Below are 20,936 nucleotides of genomic sequence, written 5' to 3' on the forward strand. Positions count from 1 at the left end.
CGCCCAGCGCGCGTGGCAAGCTGCGGGCGGCGGCCAGTTCGTCCTCGGCGAGATAGGCGTTGCGCGAGGACAGGGCCAGGCCTTGGTCGTCGCGCACGATCGGCACGCCGACGATCTCGACGGGCAGATCGAGATCGGTCGCCATCCGCCGCACCACCGCAAGCTGCTGCCAGTCTTTTTCGCCGAACAGGGCGATATCGGGCGCGACCTGGTTGAGCAGCTTGAGCACGACGGTTGCGACCCCGTCGAAATGCCCCGGGCGCGACTCGCCCTCGAGCAGTTCGGACACGCCCGAGACCGAGACATTGGTCGAAAAGCCGGCCGGATAGATCGTCTCGACTCCGGGTGCCCACAGGATCGCGCAGCCCGCTTTCTCGAGCATCTGCGCGTCGGCGCGCTCGCGGCGCGGATAGCGCGTCAGGTCCTCGCCCGCGCCAAACTGCCGCGGATTGACGAAGATCGAGGCGATCACCGCGTCGGCTCGACGCAAACCGTCCTCGACCAGCGCGATATGGCCGGCATGGAGTGCGCCCATCGTCGGCACCAGCGCGACGCGTTTGCCCTCGCCACGCAGCGTCGCGACCGCGTCGCGCAGCGCGGGAAGGTCACGGATGATTTGCACGGGCGGCGGGCCTCCGATATGGCATGCGACAGGCATGGGGGATGCTCTGTGCGGCGACATGGTCGCCAAATCAAGACGGCGGAATCCCGGGGGAAGAACAAGACCATCATGGCTTCGCGCGCGCATCTCATTGTATTCGCAAATGAAAAAGGCGGCACGGGCAAGTCGACGACGGCTGTTCATATTGCGGTCGCCCTCGCCGCACAGGGCCGCAGCGTCGCCGCGATCGATCTCGACACGCGCCAGAAGACCTTCGCGCGCTATCTCGAGAATCGTGTTGCGACCGCGCGCCGCGAGCAGATCGAGCTTGTCTGCCCGCGCTTCGAAGTGTTCGACGCGAGCAAGGATCCGGCGATCGATCGCCGGCTCGATGCGCTCGCCGACGAGGTCGAGTTCGTCATCGTCGACACCCCCGGCCGCGACGACCCTTATGCGATGAAGGCGGTCGCCCGAGCCGACACGCTGGTCACGCCGATCAACGACAGCTTCATCGATCTCGACCTGATCGGCCAGGTCGATCCCGACACCTACCGGATCAAGCGCCCGAGCTTCTATGCGGAGGTGGTGTGGGACGCCCGCAAGGCGCGCGCCAAGGCCGATGGCGGCACGGTCGACTGGGTGGTGCTGCGCAACCGGCTCCAGCATCTCGACGCGCGAAACATGCGCCGCGTCGGCGCCGCGGTCGACGAGCTCTCCAAGCGCGTCGGCTTCCGCGTGATTCCCGGCCTGGGCGAACGCGTCATCTATCGCGAGCTGTTCCCCAAGGGGCTGACCCTGCTCGATCTCGGCGCGATCAAGGAGGCGGGGCTCAGCCACGTCGCCGCGCGCCAGGAGCTGCGCGAGATGGTGGCGGGGCTCCAGCTGCCGCCCGCGGTCGACCTGTTCAACCGCCCGGCGCTCGCCGCCACCGCCTGATCGCGGGTCCGACACCGCCATGAAGATCATCGTCGCGCTCCTCATCATCGCCGGCATCTGGTGGCTCGGCCGGCGTCGTACGGCGAGCGCCGCGCCCGCCCCGTCGTCCGCGGAGGCGCGCGACCTGCTCGGTGTGTCGAGCCGCGCGGGCGAGACCGAGATCCGCGCCGCGCACCGCCGGCTGATCGGCCGCGTCCACCCCGATGCGGGCGGCTCGGCCGCCCTCGCCCGCCGCGTCAATGCCGCGCGCGACTTGCTCGTTGAAGAATTGCGGCGGGACGGTTAGCATTTCTGCAATCCAGACCGGCCATAGACACGGCCCTGACCATTAAGGAGAGCCGCATTGGCCCATCGTTTCGACCCGACCTCGTTGCGCGAATATGACATTCGGGGAATTGTCGGGAAGGCGTTGGGTCCCGATGACGCCACGGCGATCGGTCGTGGCTTCGGCACGCGGGTTCGTCGCGCAGGCGGTACGCGCGTCGCGGTCGGTTACGACGGCCGCACCCATTCGCCGCTGCTCGAGGCCGCGCTGGTCGAGGGGCTGACCGCCAGCGGCGTCGACGTCGTGCGCATCGGGCTTGGGCCGACGCCGATGCTCTATTATGCCGAGGCGACGCTCGAGGTCGACGGCGGCGTCCAGATCACCGGCAGCCACAATCCGGGCGAATATAACGGCTTCAAGATGGTGCTCCAGCACAAGCCGTTTTTCGGCGCCGACATCCAGGATCTCGGCACGCTCGCCGAGGCCGGCGATTGGGACGAGGGCGAAGGCACCGTCTCCAATTACGAGATCATGGACGATTACACCAACCGGATCATGGCAGGCTATGCCGGTGGCGCGTTCAAGATCGGCTGGGATGCCGGCAACGGCGCCGCCGGCCCGATCGTCGACAAGCTGGTCACGATGCTGCCCGGCGAGCACCACACGCTCTTCACCGAGGTCGACGGCAATTTTCCCAACCACCATCCCGATCCGACCGACGAGAAGAATCTCGAGGATTTGAAAAAGCTGGTCAAGGATAAGGGTCTCGACTTCGGCCTTGCCTTCGACGGCGATGGCGACCGGATCGGCGCGGTCGACGGCGAAGGCCGCGTCGTGTGGGGCGACCAGCTGCTCGCGATCCTCGCCGAGCCGGTTCTGCGCGAACTGCCGGGCGCGACGATCATCGCCGACGTCAAGGCGAGCCAGGCGCTCTACGACCGGATCGCCGAGCTCGGCGGCAAGCCGCTGATGTGGAAGACCGGGCACAGCCTGATCAAGACCAAGATGAAGGAAACCGACTCTCCACTCGCCGGCGAGATGAGCGGCCACATCTTCTTCGCGCACGATTATTACGGTTTCGACGACGCGCTCTACGCGGCGATCCGGCTGATCCGCGCGGTGCGTGTGATGGGCGGCTCGCTGACCGACATCAAATCGGCGATGCCGGTGATGATCAACACCCCCGAGATGCGCTTCCAGTCGTCCGACGACCGCAAGTTCAAGGTCGTCGAGGAGGTGCTCGAGCGCCTCGCGGCAAGCGGTGCCGACGTCGACAAGACCGACGGCGCACGCGTCAACACCGTCGACGGCTGGTGGTTGCTGCGCGCGTCGAACACGCAGGACGTGCTGGTCGCGCGCGCCGAGGCCAAGGACGAGGCCGGGCTCGAGCGGCTGATGGGCATGATCAACGACCAGCTCGCGCAGAGCGGCGTCGAGCCGGTGCTGTCCGCGGGGCATTGAGCCGCCCGACGAGCTAAGGGAGTCGGTGCTCCCGCGCAGGGGGGAGCACCGAGACTGCGGCGCGGTGCTTGCCGCTCTGTGCTCCCGCCGGCGCGGGAGCACAGACTCTAGGCAGTACCGAACCCGCCCATCCGCATCGCCCACTGCGCGCCGATCACTGCGCCCTTGGTCGGCCGGATCAGAGCGACTGCGAGCAGGGCGGCAAGCACTGGCCAGGCGACCATCTGAAGCCCCATCGGCCAATCCCACGCCATGTTGGCCGCGACCATCAGCGGCACCAGCACATGGCCGAGCACCAGGATCACGATGTAGGACGGGAAATCGTCCGCGCGCTGGTGGCTCCAGTCCTGGCCGCATGCGGGACAGTGTGGCTGGACGCGCAGCCCGCCGGCGAACAGGGGGGCCGCCGCGCAGCGCGGGCAGCGCCCAAGGAAGCCGCGGAACGCCGCCTGTCGCCAGTCGCGCCGATCGATCCCGTCCATCCCATATCCTCAACCAGCGACCGACGCCGCGTCAATCATCCTCGTCCTCATAGCCGACCAGCGCCAGCGCGCGCGCCTTGATCTGGCGCGTCATGCACCAATGCACCAGCGCCTCCTCGCGGCCGTGCGTCACCCACAATTCGGCGGGTGCCAGCTCCTTGACGGTGGCGGTGAGTTCGTCCCAATCAGCATGGTCGGAGACGATCAGCGGCAGCTCGACATTGCGCTGGCGTGCGCGCTGGCGCACCCCCATCCAACCCGACGCCATCGCCGTGATCGGATCGGGCAGGCGCCGCGACCAGCGGTCGTTGAGCGCACCGGGGGGCGCCAGCACGATCTTCCCGCGCAACTGCTCCTTCGACGCGGCCGTGGCAGGAACGAGTTCGCCGAGCGGCACGCCCAGCTCTTCGTACAATGCGCACAGCCGCTCGAGCGCACCATGGATGTAGATCGGGTCGTGATGACCGCGCAGGCGGAGCTCGGTGATCAGCCGCTGCGCCTTGCCCAGCGCATAGGCACCGACCAGCACGCAGCGCTCGGGATTGGCGTGCAGCGCCTCCAGCAAGCGGTCGATCTCGGCGCCGGTATCGGGGTGCCGGAATACTGGCAGGCCGAAGGTCGCCTCGGTGATGAAGATATCGCACGGTACCGGCTCGAACGGCGCGCAGGTCCGATCGGATCGGCGCTTATAGTCGCCTGACACGACGATTCGCTCGCCGCGATGCTCGAGCACAATCTGCGCCGAGCCCAGGACATGGCCTGCGGGCACGAAGCGCGCGGTGACGTCGCCAAGGGTAATCGTCTCGCCATAGGCAACCGGCTGGCCGGTCTGTGGCCCGTAGCGCGTGTCCATGATCGCCAGCGTCTCGGGCGTCGCCATGACCGCGCCATGGCCGCCGCGCGCATGATCGGCATGACCGTGGGTGACCAGCGCGCGCGGCTTGGGCTGCGAGGGATCGATCCACGCATCACAGGCGGGAATGTAGATGCCCTCGGGGTGGGGCTCGATCCAGGCGCCAAGGCGGGGCATGGACGATAGATGGATGAGGCGGCGAGGAGTTCCCTTCCTCCCATCGCAGACGGGAGGGGGGACCGCTCGCGGAGCGCGTGGTGGAAGGGCACCATCGCAGACGGTACCATCGCAGACGGTGGTGTGCCGCCGCCACCCTTCCACCACCGCCTGCGGCGGCGGTCCCCCTCCCCGGCACGCCGGGGAGGATCAGAGCTAGCGCAGCTTCGAGATCTTCAGTCCGTCGAGCTTGGCGCGCGCCGCGATCGACTCCTCCGAGCGGGTCAGCGCCTTGCCCATGGCCTTGAGCGCCATGCCCTTGGCGGCGAGACGGTGCAGCTTCTGGATCTCGTCCGAGGTCCAGGGCTGCTTATGACGTACGAAACCCTCCGCCATCGGCTCAGTCCGTGATCACCTTGCCCTTGGTGGACGGGTTGGCGGCGATCGTCTTCTTGACCTCCTTCTTGGGCTTCTTGGCTTCCTTGTTGCTCTTCGCCTGACCCTTGGCCATTTCATGCTCTCCTGATTGCGCGGCCATCCTAGCTCGGCTGCAACGCGATGGCGAGGGCTGGCGCTTGCGGCACCAAGCCCCGATATTCGCGGTCGAATGTCAGACCTTACCCCGATTCTCGATCAATGGTTCGCCGGCCGCGGCTGGACTCCGCGGCGCCACCAGCTGGCGATGCTCGACGCCGCGCGCGCCGGCATGAGCGCGCTGCTGGTCGCCCCGACGGGTGCGGGCAAGACGCTCGCCGGCTTCCTGCCCAGCCTCGTCGAGCTGGTCGAGCAACCGACCGACGGGCTGCACACGCTCTACGTCTCGCCGCTCAAGGCGCTGGCGGTCGACATCCAGCGCAATCTGATGACCCCGATCGAGGAGATGGGGCTGCCGATCCGGGTCGAGACGCGCACCGGCGACACGTCGTCGGACAAGAAGGCGCGGCAGCGGATCAAGCCGCCGCAGATGCTGCTGACCACGCCCGAATCGCTCAGTCTGCTGCTGTCCTATCCCGATTCGGCCGAGATGTTCGCATCGCTCAGGACGATCGTGATCGACGAGGTCCATGCCTTCGCCCCCTCGAAGCGCGGCGATCTGCTGTCGTTGTGCATGGCGCGGCTCCAGCGGCTTGCGCCCGACATGCGCCGCGTTGCGCTGTCCGCCACGGTCGCCGATCCGACGCTGTATCGCGGCTGGCTGTCGGGAGACGGCGATCTCGATTCGGTCGCGCTGGTCGAGGGCGATGCCGGCGCCGATCCCGACATCGCCATCCTGCTGCCGCTCGGCCGCGTGCCGTGGGCGGGGCATTCGGGCCGCTACGCCGCCGAGCAGGTGATGCAGCAGATCACGGCGCATACGACGTCGATCATCTTCTGCAACACGCGCAGCCTGGCCGAGCTGATCTTCCAGGATCTGTGGGCGGTCAACGAGCAGCATCTGCCGATCGGCATCCACCATGGCTCGCTCGACCGCGAGGCGCGCGAACGCGCCGAAGGCGCGATGGCGGACGGCAGACTGCGCGCGCTGGTCGCGACCGCCAGCCTCGATCTCGGCGTCGACTGGGGCAATGTCGATCTGGTCGTGCAGATGGGCGCGCCGAAAGGTTCGTCGCGTCTGCTGCAGCGGATCGGGCGCGCCAACCATCGGCTCGACGAGCCCTCGAAGGCCCTGATCGTCCCCGGCAACCGCTTCGAATATCTCGAAGCGCAGGCGGCCTTGGACGCGGTCGAGGCGGGCGAGCGCGACCCCGACATATTCCGCCCCGGCGCGCTCGACGTGCTCGCACAGCACATCATGGCGCTCGCCGCCGCCGCGCCGTTCACGCGCGACGCCATGCTGGCGGAAATCCGCGAGGCCGCGCCCTATTCGACGCTGCCCGAGGAGACGTTCGACCGCGTGCTCGGCTTCGTCGCGACCGGCGGCTATGCGCTGCGCGCCTATGACAAATATCAGCGGATCGTCGAGGGGCCGGACGGGCTGTGGCGCGTCGCGCACCCGCGCTTCATCGCGCAGCACCGGCTCAACGCCGGGATCATCGTCGAGGCGGCGATGCTCACCGTGCGCTTCCGCAACGGCCGCTCGCTGGGTCGCGTCGAGGAGGGGTTCGCCGCCTCGCTCAGCCCCAAGGACACCTTCTTCTTTTCCGGGCTCAGCCTCGAGGTCGAGGGGGTCAAGGGCGAGGATCTGTTCGTCCGCGCGACCAGCCGCCCGGCGCGGATCCCGACCTATGGCGGCTCGCGCATGCCGATCTCGACCAATCTCGCCGACCGCGTCCGCCATTTCCTCCACGAGCCCGAGCAATGGCCGCGTTTCCCGCCCGACGTGCGCGAATGGCTCGAGGCACAGCGCGACCGCTCGATCCTGCCTGCGCCCGACCGGCTGTTGGTCGAGACATTTCCGCGCGAGGGCCGGCATTATATGGTCGTCTACAGTTTCGAGGGCTGGAACGCACACCAGTCGCTCGGCATGCTGGTCACGCGGCGGATGGAGACCGCCGGGCTGCAGCCGATCGGCTTCGTCGCCTCGGACTATGCGATCGCGACCTATTCGCTCAAGCCCGTGACCGATCCTGCCGCATTGTTCTCCCCCGACATTCTCGACAATGAGTTCGTCGAGTGGGTGCAGGAATCGTCGCTGCTCAAGCGGGCGTTCCGCGAGGTCGCGGTAATCGGCGGACTGGTCGAGCGCCAGCATCCCGGCAAGCGCAAGACCGGGCGCCAGGTCAGCTTCTCGACCGATCTGATCTACGACGTACTGCGCCGCTACGAGCCCGAGCATCTGCTGCTGGAAGCCGCCTGGGAGGATGCCAAGGCGCGGATGACCGATGTCGGCCGGCTCGGGCGGTTGCTCGACACCGCCGCCGACCGCATCGAACATGTCGATCTCGAGCGCGTCTCGCCGCTGGCGGTGCCCGTGCTGGTGCTGATCGGGCGCGAGAAGGTCGCGGCCGGTACCGCCGACGACGCCTTGCTGATCGAGGCGGAGGCGCTCGTCGCCGAGGCGATGGGCGGGGCGGCGGCACCCGCATCGCCAAATTAACCATCTGATTTAACGCCCGACTCATTTCGCCAGCCTAGGCCGGACCTCGCTCGGGGGAGCGTCCGGATCGAAGGCTGTCCGCATGAAACGACTCTGGCTTTCCGCCTGCATGGCAGCGATCGCGCTGGTTGCCCCGGCGTCGGCGCAGACGGGCGGCGACGGCCGGATCGGCACGGGCCTCGAATGCGTCCCGTTCGCGCGTCAGGTCTCGGGCATCCAGATCTTCGGCAATGCTGCGACCTGGTGGAACCAGGCGGCGGGGCGCTATGCCGAGGGCGCGGCCCCGCGGGTCGGCGCGGTGCTGGTATTCCGCGCGACCGGCGTGATGAAGCTCGGGCATGTCGCGGTGGTCAGCCGCATCGTCTCCGACCGCATCCTGATGATCACCCATGCCAATTGGTCGCGGATCGGCGGCGTGCGCGGTCAGATCGAACGCGACGTGACGCTGGTCGATGTCTCCCCCGGCAACGACTGGAGCCAGGTCCGCGTCTGGTGGCGCGACAGCCAGGGGCTCGGGACGACCGCCTATCCGGTCTACGGCTTCATCTACGGCCGCGCCGCCGGATCGGGCGTCCAGATCGCGCGACCGAGCAAGGATTTGAGCGGCCCGTCGCCGGACATCGTCGGTGCGGTAATCGACTCGCTGGGATAAGCAGCGAAACGCCGTCAGCCGAGCGTCGGGAGCGGCCGCGCCGCGCGCGCCGCGCGCAGCAGGCGTTTGCCGCGCAGGGTCATCTCCAGGCGCGTCGCGACCAACAGGCCGATACCGAGGCTCAGTCCGATCCCCGTCGCCAGCAGCGCGACGCGGCCGGCGCTCGAAAATTCATAGCCGACCACACGCCGCGCCACGACCAGTCCGACCAGCAGGATCACGGCCGCGGGGGAGCTACGCTGGTTGAGTTGGTGGGTGGCCGGGTCGACGCTGATCGTCATCATCGTCCCGCGATACCAGCCGATCGCCGCCCCTACCACGACGGCGAGCGCGCACCATAGCCAGCCGGTCGGCGTCGGCGGATAGGCATAGAAAAGCGCGGCCACAATCGCGACATAGACGGCAGGAAGGATCCATAGCGTCTCGAGTCGCAATCGCCGGGCCGCGCGCATCCGCCGGATCCGGATCGCGAAGACAAGCGCGAGGCCGACGGCCGGGACGACATATTGCATCCACGGTGCGGCGATGATGTGCGGATGCATGACGCTTCCCCCAAATCCTGCCGCTGTATTATCTCTATAGAGCACCGATTCGCAAGCGGCTTGCACGGACCGATCCGGCTGCTAAGGAGCCGCATGGTTCGCTTTTCGTTCGCTGGCGTCGAACTCGCCGCGCTGGTGCCGGGGGCGCTTGGTTGGCCGGCGCGGCGCGCGCTGCTAGTCGCCGATCTCCATCTCGAAAAGGCGAGCTTCTACGCCGCGGGCGGACAGATGCTGCCGCCCTACGACACCGCGGCGACGCTGCGTGACCTCGCCGCGCTGATCGAGTCGACAGACGCGCGCGAAGTCTGGTGTCTCGGCGACAGTTTTCATGACGCCAAGGGCTGCGAGCGGCTCGCCGACGACGCCCGTGCGCTGCTGCGTGGGCTGACCGCGCGCACCCAGTGGACCTGGATTTCCGGAAATCACGACGTCGCCGCGGTGCGACTGGCGGACCATTGCGGCGGGCATGTCGTCGATGAGGCCGAGGTCGACGGGTTGCTGCTCCGCCACGAGGCGGACCCCTGTGAGACGCGGCCCGAATTGTCGGGCCATTTCCATCCCAAGCTGCGGCTGTCGCTGCGCGGGCGCAACGTCGCGCGGCGCTGCTTCGTCGCGACTGCAACCAAGCTGATTCTGCCCGCCTTCGGTGCGCTCACTGGCGGTCTCGACGCCGGCCATCCGGTAATCCGCGCCGCGATTGCAGGCCGCCCCGCCGAGGCGCTGATTCCACTCGCCGACCGGCTGCTCCGCTTTCCGATCGCAGCGTAGGACCTTCCCGTCATCGTCACGCCGGACGTGATCCGGCATCCAGAGCCGCGAACGGGAGCGCGTGAAGCCCTGGATCCCAGATCAAGCCCGGGATGACGGTCGAGGTGCGTCTGCCCTTCCCTATTGCTTGCGCGCCGCCGCGGTCTCGTCGCGCACCGGCTTGAACTCCGACGTCGCGTTCCAGGTCGGCCATGCGCGCGACCCGGCGAGCTTGGCGCCGATCGCGTAGAACAGGTTCACATCCGCCGTCGCCCCGCGCAGATCCCAGCCGGCAGACCAGGTGTCGCACGTCTGGTGATAGCAATGGGCGGTATAGTCGCTGACCCAGGCGTCGCCCGCGGTGCGCCCACCCGCGACCAGATCGACGCCGCCGCCGGCCCCCATCAGCAACAGCGTCGGCACGCCGCGCTTGGCGAGCGAGAAATGGTCGGCGCGGTAGACGAGGCCGCGCTCGGGCTTGGCATCGGGGGTGACGACCCGGCCCTGCGCCGCCGCCGCGGTTGCAAGATCGCCGTCGAGACTGTCCTGCCCGGCGCCGATCAGCACCACGTCACGCGACGGGCCCGCGGTCTGGAGGATGTCGATGGTGAGGTTCGCGACCGTCGTCGGCAGCGCGAAGGCGGGGTGCTGCGCATAATATTCGGAACCGAGCAGCCCGCGCTCCTCGGCGGTCCAGAAGCCAAAGCCGATCGTCCGCTGCGGCGCCGGCCCGGCCTTGTAGGCGCGCGCGAGCGCGAGCAGGCTGGCGACGCCGAGCCCATCGTCGTTGGCGCCCGGCCGGATGGTGCGGCCCTGCGCGTCGGGTGCGCCGACACCATAAGCGTCCCAATGCGCGCCGAACAGCACCGTCTCGTCCGCATGCGTCGTGCCGGGAATCTTGGCGAGGACATTGTGGCTCTCGATCGCACTGCTCGCGACCGGCATGTCGATCGCGAAGCGCGCGCCGTCGAGCGTCACCGGATGGAAGCTCGCCGAGCGCGCCGTGGCAGACAGTGCGTCAAGATCGAGCCCGGCGGCGGCGAACAAGGCTTTCGCGAACGGCATCGCGATCCACGACTGGACCGCGACCGGCTGCGGCGCGCCTGGCTCTACCGGCAGCGCATAGGTGCCGCCGACGGTGTTGCCCGCGACGTTCCAGCCATAGCCCGCCGCCCCGGTCTCGTGGACGATCAGCGCACCGATCGCGCCGCGTCGCGCCGCCTCCTCATATTTGTAGGTCCAGCGGCCATAATAGGTCATTGCCGCGCCGCCGAACTTTCCGAACGCGTCGTCGCCGGGCTTTGCGGCATAATCGGGATCGTTGACCAGGAAGATCGCGATCTTGCCGTGCAGGTCGACCCCCTTAAAGTCGTCCCAGCCGCGTTCCGGCGCGGAAACCCCATAGCCGACGAACACCATCTGCGCGTCCGCAATCGCGACATGACGGGTCGCACGCGTCGTGCCCGGCGCGATGTCTGTGCCCGGGATGGGTGACAATGCCTTGCCGCGAACGGTGATCGCCAGCTTGGTCGGTGCGCCCGACACATCGTGGATCATCGGCACGGTCTGCGTCCAGCCGCCGCCTGGCGCGGCCGGCTGCAGCCCCAGCGCCTTCAGCCGTGCGACCAGATACGCGATCGTCCTGGACTCGCCCGGCGTGCCCGGCGCGCGACCCTGATAGGGATCGGAGGCGATCTCCTTCACGGTCGCCGAAAGCTCGGCGGGTGTCACCGGCGCGGGCGCAGGCGCGGCAGCAAGCAGCAGCGGCGCGAGGGCAAGGGCGGCGGACTTGGTGATCGCGCTCACCCTTGCGCTCCATAGCTCGCCATGACGTCGCGGCGCAGCGCGGAGCCGCTGTCCGGTCGCGCATAGAACATGTGGCCCCCCGGATACATGTGCAGCTTGATGCGGTCGGTGACGCCGTAGCCCGGCATCTGCGCGATCAGCAGCCGCGAGCCGAAATAGGGGCAGGACAGATCGTTCCAGCCATGGACGATCGTCACCGCCATCTTGGGATCGTTGGCGATCGCCTTGCGCAGGTCGGTGACGGGATTATCGCTATTGTCGCGCTCCCACAGGCGGTTCACGTCGAACGACAGCGCGTTGTAGCGGCCGTCGACCTTCCAGCCGACCTGATTGGTGACGAAATCGACCATCGCCGAGGTGGTCGGCGCGATCAGCGTTTCGAGCAGCGGGTCGCCGTAGCGGACCTCGGGACTGGCCGGGAAGGGATCGTAGCTGGTCACGTTCGAATCGTAGATCGAGCCGACCTTGCCCTCCGACCGGTGGACCTCGCGCAGATAGGTGCGGATGTCGACGCGGCCGTCCATCCGCCGCACCAGCACGGGGTCGAGCCCGGTGAGATCGGCGACCTTGGCGGACAGCCGATCGGTCGCGACCTTGTCAGCGGGGCCGGCCAGGAAATCGGTGACGAACTGCGTGCGGTCATATTGTTCGACCGGCGCCATCGTGGTCTCGGTGAGCGGCGTGCCCTTGCGCTCGAAATTGCCCGCGGTCATCGCCGTCAGATTGATCATCCAAGGCAGCGGCGACAGCGCGTCGTCCTGCCCGATCGCGGGCGGGTCGAGATAGGGCGAGACCATCGTCATCCCCGAAATGCCGACCCCCATCTGAGTCTGCAGATAATAGGCCAGCCGCGGCACGCGGTAGCCGCCATAGCTCTCGCCGACGAGATATTTCCGGCTCGTCATCCGGTCGTTCTTGAGCAGCCAGTCGTAGACGACGCGGCTGAGGTAATGGATGTCCGCCTCGGCACTGTAGAACGCCTTCTTGGTCGCAGCCTCGTCGACGCGCGTGCGGGAAAAACCGGTGCCAATCGGATCGATGAAGACGAGGTCGGTGAAGTCGAGCCAGCTGTTGGCATTGTCGTGGAGCACCGCAAGATCCGACGGCGCGTCGCCCGCCTCGCCGAACGGCACCTTCTTGGGCCCGATCGCGCCGAGGTTGAGATAGACGGAGGCTGCGCCCGGCCCGCCGTTGAACGCGAAGGTGACCGGGCGCGCGGCGCTGCGGCCAGGCACCGTGTAGGCGGTGTAGACGACCTCGCCGATCGTCTTGCCCTTGTCGTCCTTGACCGGGATCGAGCCGACGGTCGCGACATAGTCAAGCCGCTTGCCGCCGATCATCGCGCTTTGCTTGACCGACTTGGCCGCGGGAAAGGGATCAAAGTCGGTGTCCGCCTTGGCGGCATCCTTGGCCTGGTCCTTGATCTCGCCCTTGTCGGGCTTGTCGGGCTTGTCGGCCGCGTGGAGCGGGCTTGCGAGCGCGACGAGAAACGGAAGGCAGGCAGCGAGAGCAACAGAGCGCATGAGGTAACCCCTTGGGATGGCGGGCACTCTGCGGTGCCTGGACGCGTCGTCTTAGATCACGCGCGGCGCGGCCGGGCAAGCCGGCGAGATCGATCCGTTTGGGTCGCAACTTGGTCGAGTTTGGCGCAGGTTGATATCGACCCGGCGGGCGACGCCTTCGCGGTACGAGGTGCCGCAATACACCGCCCCTAGCGATTGCGCGCAAGTAACGGCCGTACGGTCGCGATCGATTATCAGCGATGTCAAAGGCGAAGACAGTGATGGCGCGCCCATGCTGCCAAGAGATTGCGTGGCTATTTGTCGATCATGCCTTGCCCCCGGTCGCCGCGCGATCAATTCCCTATTAAGAAGACTTTAGTCGAACGGTGGGAGCCGGGTGATGGGGTACGAGTCGAGGGCAGTTGCGCAGGGGGTGGAAAGGGTGGTCGACGATCGGATAAGCACGCTGACCGAGGCGCAGCGCATTGTCCTGCGGCTGGTCTGGCAAGGCTTTGAATCAAAAGACATCGCGCGTCAGCTCGGCGTTACCCACTTCGCCGTGAACCGGCGGATCGAGCGTGCGATCGAGATCCTCCAGCTGCGCAACCGCAAGGAGGCGGCGCGCGCGCTCGCCCAGCATGAGGGTGCAATGTGCGAGCGGATCGCATGGGAGCCGATCCCCCTCGCGCATCCCGGCGAATCTCCCGATGCCGGGGCGTCCGCCGGGAACGGGCGGCCCGGATTTCCCTGGCCGTTCGCCACCACCGACCGAAGCGATGGACTCGACGTGCCCACCCGCCTGTTCTGGGCGCTGATCGGCATTCCGGTGATCGTGATGTTGGCGTGGGGCATCTTCCTGTCGGGCATCGGTGCGCTGGACACGCTGCGTGTCTAGCGTGGGGTCGATCCAATAGGGGCCGACGCTGTGGCGTCGGCGGGAGATGGCATCATGCTCAAGGAACGTCGGGAAATCGTCGAGGGGCTGCGGGATCAATTGCAGGAGACGGAACTGGCGGTCGAGAGCGCCCTGGTCGCGATCGGGCAGCTCGTCACCGCGCTGCCAATCGCGCGGGCCAAGGCAAATATCTCGCCGGTCGCCGGACAGGCCGCGTTCGACAGCATGGCGGCAGCGCTTGCCGGCATCGTCCGGGTGCGCGGGCATATGGTCGATGCCCACGGCCATCTCGAGCAGACGCGCGGTCAGTTCCGGATGCCCGTCGTGGGCGCAGGGGCGGGCTATGAGAAGCCGCCGGCCGCGCAGCTCGAGATCGTCCCGACCAGCGCCGCGGCCTGACCGGATCGATATGGTGAACCGCCGATGCGCGTCGGGTCGGAGCCGACCATGACGCTCGTCATCATCTACTGGATGACGCTGATCCTGTGCTGCGCGATCGTGGCCTGGGTCGGCGAGCGGGACGAGAAGGTCTGCATCGCCGCCTACGCAATTGCGTCGATCTTGAGCGCGCGGGCGGTCTCGCCGATGGCGACGCGGCTGCGGACGGTCGAATGGCCGCTGCTCGGCGTCGACGTCCTGATGCTTCTCGTCTTCCTTGTCTTCGTCGTCCGATCACGAAGGTATTGGCCTTTATGGACCACAGGAATTCAGGTCGTCAGCCTGTTGGGAAACACGGCGGTCCTGTCCAGGGCCACACGGCACGCTTACGCCATGACGCTCGCGATCATGGCCTATGGCATTCTCTCGACCCTGCTGATCGCAGCGCTGCGAAGTCACCTGAGACGGCGCCGGTCGCGAATGTCGGATTTAAGGCTCTAGGGGCGTTCGCCCGACGCATCTTGAGCGCCGAGCGCCGCGTGTATCAGGGGCTGGCGCAAGGAATCGGGGGCAATGCCGTCTGGATATTCCTGCTCGAACTGTACGCGTCGCACACCGAATGCCGGCGGATCGATGTTTCGAGCCTATGCCGTACCGCGCCGATCCCCGCCGCCACCGCGCTCAGGAAGCTGCAGCGGCTCCATGCGGCGGGGCTGATCGAGCGCGAACCGGACGTCATGGATCGTCGCCGCGTGTTCGTCTCGCTGCCGCCACAGGCGATCGCCAAGGTCGAAGCCTGTCTGCTCGAGATCGCGAAGATCCACGGCATCGAGCTGTGACAGGCCGATTCTGGCTTTGTTGGGTCCAGCATGAACCTATCGCGACTTAACATAGACTAAGGTCGACCTTGCCTACGACGAACAGATTCTCGATATTAGACGTCAGTCGCCGCCGAGGACCGCCCGATGACGGCCCCCCGCATTGGTCCTCGGCGGCGACATGGCGCGCTGCGACTGCCCCTCCCGGCGCCCCCAGGTATCGACCGCCCCCGGTCGCCGGTAGCTCGGCTTACCCGATGGACCCCTCCGTCTCGCCTTGCGTTGCAGTCGAGACCGAGAGGACGCCCTATGACTGCCACCACGCTGCGCCGCGACTATCTCACCCGCCCGATATTGGGCGCCGTTGCGGGTGTGATGCCCGCTCTGTCTGCGACCGAAGCCGAAGCGATTGACGCCGGCGACACATGGCTCGACGCCGACCTGTTCACCGGCAATCCCGATTGGGCGGCGCTGCTTGCGATACCGCCGGCGCGTCTCTCCGCCGAAGAGCGGGCCTTTCTCGACGGCCCGGTCGAGACGCTGTGCGCGCTGGTCGACGACTGGCAGGTGACGCAGGCGCATGATCTGCCGCCCGAAGCCTGGGATCGGCTAAAGCACGACAAATTCTTCGGGATGATCATTCCCAAGGCGCATGGCGGGCTCGGCTTCTCGGCCTTCGGTCATTCGGAGGTGGTGCGCAAATTGTCGACCCGCTCGTCGGCGCTGGCGGTGACCGCGATGGTGCCCAATTCGCTTGGGCCGGGCGAGCTCATCCTGCGCTTCGGCACCGCCGCGCAACAAAGCTATTGGCTGCCGCGGCTCGCCGATGGCCGCGAGATACCGGCATTCGGGCTGACTTCGCCCGAAGCGGGATCGGACGCCGCTTCGATGATCGACGAGGGCATCGTCACCCATGGCGATTGGCGGGGCGAGACGGTGCTCGGCATCCGGCTCAACTGGCGCAAGCGCTACATCACGCTCGGCCCGGTCGCCACGCTCCTCGGCCTCGCCTTCAAGCTTCGCGACCCCGAACGGCTGCTCGGCGGCGACGCGGAGATCGGCATCACCGTCGGGCTGGTCCCCACTGACCTGCCCGGCGTCGAGATCGGCCGCCGCCATCTGCCCGCGATGCAGGCGTTCATGAACGGCCCCAATGCCGGGCACGACGTGTTCATCCCGCTCGACCATGTCATTGGCGGCCGCGAGCGCGTCGGGCAAGGCTGGAAGATGCTGATGAGCGCGCTTGCCGCCGGGCGCGGGATCTCCCTGCCCTCGCAGTCGGCAGCCGCCGCCGCCTTCGCGGCCCACGCAACCGGCGCCTATGCGCGGGTCCGCACCCAATTCCATCTGCCGATCGCGGCGTTCGAGGGCATCCAGGAGCGGCTAGCGCGGATCGCCGCCAATGCCTATCTGCTCGACGGCGCGCGACGGCTGACCTGTGCCGGGCTCGACCAGGGCCACCATCCCGCGGTGATCTCCTCGATCATGAAGCTCCACGCCACCGAGCGGATGCGGATCGTGGTCGACGATGCGATGGACGTGCACGGCGGCAAGGCGATCATCGACGGGCCGAACAATTATCTCGGCAACGCCTATCGTTCGGTGCCGGTCGCGATCACCGTCGAGGGCGCCAACATCCTGACCCGCAGCCTGATGGTGTTCGGCCAGGGCGCGATCCGCTCGCATCCCTATCTGCTCGACGAGGTCCGTGCGATCGGCGAGCCCGACCGCGCGCTGGCATTGCGCGACTTCGATGCGGTGCTGTGGAAGCATGTCGGCCACGCGCTCAAGACGGCGATCCGCAGCTTCGCACGGACCTGGACCGCCGGCGCCTTCGCGCCCGCCCCGCGCGCCGGCAAGGCGACGCGCTTCTACCGCCAGATGTCGCGCTACGCCGCCGCCTTCGCCTTCACGTCGGACGTCGCCTTCCTCACGCTGGGCGGCGAGCTCAAACGCCGTGAACTGCTGTCGGCACGGCTCGGCGACGTGCTGTCCGAACTCTATCTGCTCGCCGGTGCCCTCAAGCGTTGGGAGGATGAGGGCCGGCAGGACGCCGATTTCGTGCTGCTGCGCTACTGTATGGACGCGGGCTTCGCGACGATCGAGAGCCGCTTCGACGAGATCTTCGCCAACATGCCCGGCCGCGCGGTCCGCTGGATGCTGCGGCTGTTCGTGATGCCGTTCGGCCGTCGCCGCCGCGGTCCGTCGGACCGGCTGGTGCGCCAATGCGCCGCGATCCTGACCGAGCCGTCGGCGGCGCGCGACCGGCTCACCGCCGAAATCTATCGCGGCAACGGCGACGACGCGGTGTCGCGGCTCGACTCCGCGTTCAAGCAGGCAATCGCCGCACAACCGATCCTCGATCGGCTGCGCAAGACGGGGATCAAGGATTGGCACGCCGCCGGTGATCGGCTCGACGCCGGCGAACGCGCGCAGCTCGAGGCCGCCGACGCGGCAACCGCCGCCGTGATCGCGGTCGACGATTTTGCCGCCGACGCGCTGTCCGCGCCGGTGACCGAACCCGATCCGGACACCCAGCGGGTCTACGCCTGACCGCCCCGGGGTGACGCGCGCGCCGTGGAGCGAGATCGGTGCGGTCGCGTTCTATCGGGGAACGGATGAGGAGGCAGCGGTGCAGACCGCACTACGGGACAGGCTGACGGCGGGGCTGGGGACGGTGATCATCCTCGCGCTGCTGGGCTATGTCCTGTTTCTCGGGCTCAGCGTCGACCTGCGGCGCGTCATCGAACAGCCGCTCGCGCTGCTCGACCTGCGTGCGCTGCCACCAAAACCGCCCCTCCGTCACCCGGTCGAGCGCAAGACAGCGGGAACGCCCGCCGCCGCATCGCCGCGCGCGCTCAAGGCCAAAGCGACACCAATCGTGGTGCCGCCGCCGCTCATTGTGCTGCCCGCACCGCCGACTCTGATCGTTGCGCCGAGACCCGGCGTCGGGGCGGCCGCGTCGGCGGGCGCGTCCGATCGCCCCGGTCCGGGTCAGGGCGCGGGCGGTCGCGGCGACGGTACGGGCGACGGCGGCGACGGCAGTGGCGACGGTGGTGGCGACACCCCGCCCCGCCAGATCAGGGGCCGCCTCAAAATCTCGGACATGCCCGGCGACCTGCCGGTGGGCTTTACCGGCGGCACAGTCGCGGTGCGCTTCACCGTCGAGACCGATGGTCATGTCACGCACTGCACAGTCACCGGCTCGAGCGGCAACGCCGAGCTCGACGGGGTCACTTGCCGGCTGATCGAACAACGCTATCGCTTCGATCCCTGCCGCGATCCCCAAGGTCACCCGATCCTGTCGACGGTGGTCGAAAACCACAGCTGGACGATCGAGCGCGAACCGCAGCAGACGGGCGGCTAGGCGCCAAAACTGGCAACCCTTTCGATCGCACCAAGCCTGTTAGGGCCGCCGTCCACCGTCCGACGCATGAAACCTTGCCGACGCGGTCTACGACCACGGCGAAGGGGACGACCGAGCGGCGACGGCGGGTGCATGCTCAGCGCCCCGCCGTCACGCACCTATCTCACTCAGCAGCCATTCTTGCGATTCTGCGCCGCGTCGTGCTTCTTGTCGAGATGCCGGCCGAGCAGCGCGCCGCCGCCAGCCCCCGCAAGCGTTCCGAGCGTACCGCCGCCGACGGCATGACCGACCAGGGCGCCGCCGACGCCGCCGGCGATCAGACCCGTGGTGCCGCTGCTGCGCTTGCAATTCTCGTCATACCGACCGCCGCGGCCCTGATAGGCATGGTCGTGGTCGTAATTGCCGTTCTGCGCGAGTGCCGCCGAGGGCATCATCGCGGGTGCCGACGCCATCGTCGCCAGCGCCGCCATCGTCAAAATTCTACGCATCGGGATCCTCCTTCATGACGAGCCGCCAACGAAACAGGATGCGGGTGGTTGCGCCATGCTGGCCCAACCTTAGCGGGCACGGCCGCGCCGTCAGGCCTTGTCGACGATAGGCACGAACATATAGCCTTCGTTGCGCACGGTGCGGATCAGTTCGCCGCCGCCCTCATGCCCGGCGAGCTTGCGCCGCAGCCGGCTGACCTGGACGTCGATCGCGCGGTCATAATGGTCGCTCTCCGACCCGGTCGCATAATCGAGCAGCTGGTCGCGGCTGAGCACGCGGCGGGGATGTTCGACGAAGGCGCGCATCAGGCGGAACTCGCTGTCCGACAGCGCCACCATCGCCTTCGCCGGATCGATCAGCGTGCGCCCGATCAGATCGATCGCCCAGCCCGCGAAATGCGTCATCCCGTCCTGCGCATCGACGACGCGCAACCCGTTGGCGGGGGCGACGTCGTTCGCCGCGGCCTGCCCCTCGCGTCGGCGCAGCACGGTGCGGATGCGGGCGAGCAGTTCGCGCGGGTTGCATGGCTTGGCGAGATAATCCTCGGCGCCCATTTCGAGCCCGACGATGCGGTCGATGTCGCTGCCCACCGCCGACAGCATGATCACCGGCGGCGCGTCGTCGCGCTGGAGCTGGCGCAGCGCCGACAGCCCGTCCTCACGCGGCATCATCACGTCGAGTACGATCAGGTCGTAGCGGCGGCTCTGCAGCTTCTCGCGCATCTCGATCGGATCGGCGGCGGTATCGGTGCGGTAGCCATGCTTGTCGAGGAAGGACGAAATCAGGCTGCGGATGCCCGCATCGTCGTCGACGATCAGAATGTGCGTCGCGAGATCCATGCGGAGGAGAATGGCGTTCATCGGGGGGCTTTGCCAGCCCCACTTTGCACCAAGATCGCAGTCACGCCGCAGCAACGCCACGCAATGACACAAAGTGCAACACCCGGGGGCGGCGCGACATCCGCCGGCAAGGCTCGGCGCGTATCGCGACGCCCTGGCTATGGGAGGGTGATGACGATGTCCGGACGCCGCCTGATCTTGCCGCTGCTTCTGATCCCGTCCGCCGCCGGGGCGCAGGCCTTGTCGCCGGTCGGTCCGGCATCGGCGGGCCCGCTGGCGATCCTGATCGCGGCGCTCGCGCTGCTGGCGGTGGCAGGGCTGCTGGCGACGGGCCGCATAGGCTGGCGATTCGCCGCGATCGCGGTCGTCGCCGGCGGTGCACTGATCGGCGGCGACGCGTTGCTCGACGGCGCGCAGACCGCGGTCGCCGTCAGCCTGTGAGGCCGCGCCTGCCATGACACGAGACGCAGGGACCTCCGACGTGGCATATCGATGCGCATGAACCCGTTCCGCCGCCCGCTGCCCTGGCGCGAACCGCCGCTCGTCTTCCAGATCCTCGTGCTGCTGCTTGCGGGGCTCGTCGTAGCCCAGTTGGTCACGCTGCTGCTCACGCTGGTGCTGCCCCCCGCGCCCCCCGCGCAGCACAGCTTCGGCGATGTCGTCGCCGCGCTGAAGGGGGAGCATAATGGCGGCCGCCTGTTGCGCCGCGAACAGTCCGGCCCCCCCGATTTTAGGCGACCGGGGTGGTTCACCTCGGCGCAGTCGCAGCACCAGCTCGCAGAGATGCTCGGTGCGCGCGACGATGACGTCCGCCTCGCCTTCTACGCGCCACTGCCCTTTGCCGGGATCACCGCACCGCCGACGATGCCGCTGCCGATCGAACCGGTGGCCTGGCAGACCTGGCCCCAACCGCTGCGCGGCGTTCCGCTCGCGCCGATCGCGACACAGGCGCGGCTGATCCCGGCCAGCCTGGTCATGGAAGGCCCGGGCCCCGCAGGGGGCGGCTTTCCGGGCGGCGTCATGGGCGGCGGGAGTGGCGGCCGCGGCATCGGGGGCGGCGCGGGCGGTTTCGGCCACGATCGCGGCCCGCGCGGCGGCGTGGGGGGTGGT

General features: G+C 68.1%; 22 protein-coding genes and 1 pseudogene. 14 read left to right on the forward strand and 9 right to left on the reverse strand.

Features of this window, described 5'->3' with window-relative positions:
- A partial coding sequence (gene panC, locus Q0326_RS13295; protein ID WP_298691260.1) for a pantoate--beta-alanine ligase occupies positions 1-622 on the reverse strand: 622 nt, incomplete at its 3' end.
- Positions 623-730: 108 nt separating this feature from the next.
- On the opposite strand from panC, the gene Q0326_RS13300 reads away from it, so the two are divergent.
- Genes Q0326_RS13300 through pgmG form a run of 3 tightly spaced genes read left to right on the forward strand, consistent with a single transcriptional unit; the run spans position 731 to position 3,263 of the window.
- On the forward strand, positions 731-1,537 hold the full coding sequence (locus Q0326_RS13300; protein WP_298691262.1) for a division plane positioning ATPase MipZ: 807 nt from the start codon (positions 731-733) through the stop codon (positions 1,535-1,537).
- Between the two features lie 19 nt (positions 1,538-1,556).
- Positions 1,557-1,823: a J domain-containing protein gene (locus Q0326_RS13305; protein ID WP_298691264.1), complete on the forward strand. Its 267-nt coding sequence runs from the start codon at positions 1,557-1,559 to the stop codon at positions 1,821-1,823.
- A 57-nt stretch (positions 1,824-1,880) separates the two neighbouring features.
- Positions 1,881-3,263 (forward strand): phosphoglucomutase/phosphomannomutase PgmG, encoded by a 1,383-nt coding sequence (gene pgmG / locus Q0326_RS13310; protein ID WP_298691266.1) that lies wholly within the window; start codon positions 1,881-1,883, stop codon positions 3,261-3,263.
- Between the two features lie 107 nt (positions 3,264-3,370).
- Here the strand turns inward: pgmG and Q0326_RS13315 are convergent, their stop codons facing one another.
- From Q0326_RS13315 to Q0326_RS13325, 3 genes are all read right to left on the reverse strand, one after another.
- Positions 3,371-3,745 carry a DUF983 domain-containing protein gene (locus Q0326_RS13315; protein WP_298691268.1) on the reverse strand — a complete coding sequence of 125 codons (375 nt, stop codon included), beginning with the start codon at positions 3,743-3,745 and terminating at the stop codon, positions 3,371-3,373.
- 31 nt (positions 3,746-3,776) lie between these two features.
- Positions 3,777-4,775 carry a ligase-associated DNA damage response exonuclease gene (locus Q0326_RS13320; protein WP_298691270.1) on the reverse strand — a complete coding sequence of 333 codons (999 nt, stop codon included), beginning with the start codon at positions 4,773-4,775 and terminating at the stop codon, positions 3,777-3,779.
- A gap of 195 nt (positions 4,776-4,970) precedes the next feature.
- Positions 4,971-5,150, reverse strand: coding sequence for a hypothetical protein (locus Q0326_RS13325; protein ID WP_298691272.1), 180 nt, complete (start codon positions 5,148-5,150; stop codon positions 4,971-4,973).
- A 211-nt stretch (positions 5,151-5,361) separates the two neighbouring features.
- On the opposite strand from Q0326_RS13325, the gene Q0326_RS13330 reads away from it, so the two are divergent.
- Complete coding sequence (locus Q0326_RS13330) at positions 5,362-7,791, forward strand: ligase-associated DNA damage response DEXH box helicase (RefSeq protein WP_298691274.1); 2,430 nt, start codon at positions 5,362-5,364, stop codon at positions 7,789-7,791.
- Positions 7,792-7,873: 82 nt separating this feature from the next.
- On the forward strand, positions 7,874-8,443 hold the full coding sequence (locus Q0326_RS13335) for a CHAP domain-containing protein (RefSeq protein ID WP_298691276.1): 570 nt from the start codon (positions 7,874-7,876) through the stop codon (positions 8,441-8,443).
- A gap of 14 nt (positions 8,444-8,457) precedes the next feature.
- Here Q0326_RS13335 and Q0326_RS13340 read toward each other — a convergent pair whose 3' ends face one another.
- On the reverse strand, positions 8,458-8,985 hold the full coding sequence (locus tag Q0326_RS13340; protein ID WP_298691277.1) for a CcdC protein domain-containing protein: 528 nt from the start codon (positions 8,983-8,985) through the stop codon (positions 8,458-8,460).
- 93 nt (positions 8,986-9,078) lie between these two features.
- Here Q0326_RS13340 and pdeM point away from each other — a divergent pair, with 93 nt between their 5' ends.
- The gene (gene pdeM / locus Q0326_RS13345) at positions 9,079-9,753 is read left to right on the forward strand and encodes a ligase-associated DNA damage response endonuclease PdeM (RefSeq protein WP_298691280.1); all 675 of its coding nucleotides are present in this window, start codon (positions 9,079-9,081) and stop codon (positions 9,751-9,753) included.
- A 120-nt stretch (positions 9,754-9,873) separates the two neighbouring features.
- Here the strand turns inward: pdeM and Q0326_RS13350 are convergent, their stop codons facing one another.
- Together Q0326_RS13350 and Q0326_RS13355 are read right to left on the reverse strand one after the other, a co-directional pair.
- Complete coding sequence (locus tag Q0326_RS13350) at positions 9,874-11,538, reverse strand: M28 family peptidase (protein ID WP_298691282.1); 1,665 nt, start codon at positions 11,536-11,538, stop codon at positions 9,874-9,876.
- Positions 11,535-13,061: a peptidase S10 gene (locus Q0326_RS13355; RefSeq protein ID WP_298691284.1), complete on the reverse strand. Its 1,527-nt coding sequence runs from the start codon at positions 13,059-13,061 to the stop codon at positions 11,535-11,537. Before Q0326_RS13355 ends, Q0326_RS13350 begins: the two co-directional genes overlap by 4 nt.
- Positions 13,062-13,482: 421 nt before the next feature.
- On the opposite strand from Q0326_RS13355, the gene Q0326_RS13360 reads away from it, so the two are divergent.
- From Q0326_RS13360 to Q0326_RS13385, 6 genes are all read left to right on the forward strand, one after another.
- Positions 13,483-13,935 carry a helix-turn-helix transcriptional regulator gene (locus Q0326_RS13360; protein WP_298691286.1) on the forward strand — a complete coding sequence of 151 codons (453 nt, stop codon included), beginning with the start codon at positions 13,483-13,485 and terminating at the stop codon, positions 13,933-13,935.
- Between the two features lie 54 nt (positions 13,936-13,989).
- Positions 13,990-14,334, forward strand: coding sequence for a hypothetical protein (locus tag Q0326_RS13365; protein ID WP_298691288.1), 345 nt, complete (start codon positions 13,990-13,992; stop codon positions 14,332-14,334).
- A 72-nt stretch (positions 14,335-14,406) separates the two neighbouring features.
- Complete coding sequence (locus Q0326_RS13370; protein ID WP_298691290.1) at positions 14,407-14,814, forward strand: hypothetical protein; 408 nt, start codon at positions 14,407-14,409, stop codon at positions 14,812-14,814.
- A 20-nt stretch (positions 14,815-14,834) separates the two neighbouring features.
- Positions 14,835-15,152 (forward strand): MarR family transcriptional regulator, encoded by a 318-nt coding sequence (locus tag Q0326_RS13375; protein ID WP_298691292.1) that lies wholly within the window; start codon positions 14,835-14,837, stop codon positions 15,150-15,152.
- 288 nt (positions 15,153-15,440) lie between these two features.
- A complete protein-coding gene (locus Q0326_RS13380; RefSeq protein WP_298691294.1) occupies positions 15,441-17,684 on the forward strand; it encodes an acyl-CoA dehydrogenase in 2,244 nt (747 codons plus the stop codon).
- Between the two features lie 79 nt (positions 17,685-17,763).
- Positions 17,764-18,498, forward strand: a complete 735-nt coding sequence (locus Q0326_RS13385) for a TonB family protein (protein WP_298691296.1) — start codon at positions 17,764-17,766, stop codon at positions 18,496-18,498.
- Positions 18,499-18,665: 167 nt separating this feature from the next.
- On the opposite strand, the gene Q0326_RS13390 is transcribed toward Q0326_RS13385, so the two are convergent.
- Positions 18,666-18,986, reverse strand: a complete 321-nt coding sequence (locus Q0326_RS13390; protein WP_298691298.1) for a hypothetical protein — start codon at positions 18,984-18,986, stop codon at positions 18,666-18,668.
- 90 nt (positions 18,987-19,076) lie between these two features.
- Positions 19,077-19,847: a response regulator gene (locus Q0326_RS13395; protein ID WP_298691300.1), complete on the reverse strand. Its 771-nt coding sequence runs from the start codon at positions 19,845-19,847 to the stop codon at positions 19,077-19,079.
- A 156-nt stretch (positions 19,848-20,003) separates the two neighbouring features.
- Between Q0326_RS13395 and Q0326_RS13400 the strand changes: the two genes are divergently transcribed.
- Positions 20,004-20,267 carry a hypothetical protein gene (locus Q0326_RS13400; RefSeq protein ID WP_298691302.1) on the forward strand — a complete coding sequence of 88 codons (264 nt, stop codon included), beginning with the start codon at positions 20,004-20,006 and terminating at the stop codon, positions 20,265-20,267.
- Positions 20,268-20,324: 57 nt separating this feature from the next.
- A pseudogene (locus Q0326_RS13405) lies at positions 20,325-20,936 on the forward strand (hypothetical protein); the annotation flags it as partial.

Origin of the sequence: uncultured Sphingomonas sp. (assembly GCF_937859915.1) — a bacterium.
Classification (GTDB): Bacteria; Pseudomonadota; Alphaproteobacteria; order Sphingomonadales; family Sphingomonadaceae; genus Solisphingomonas.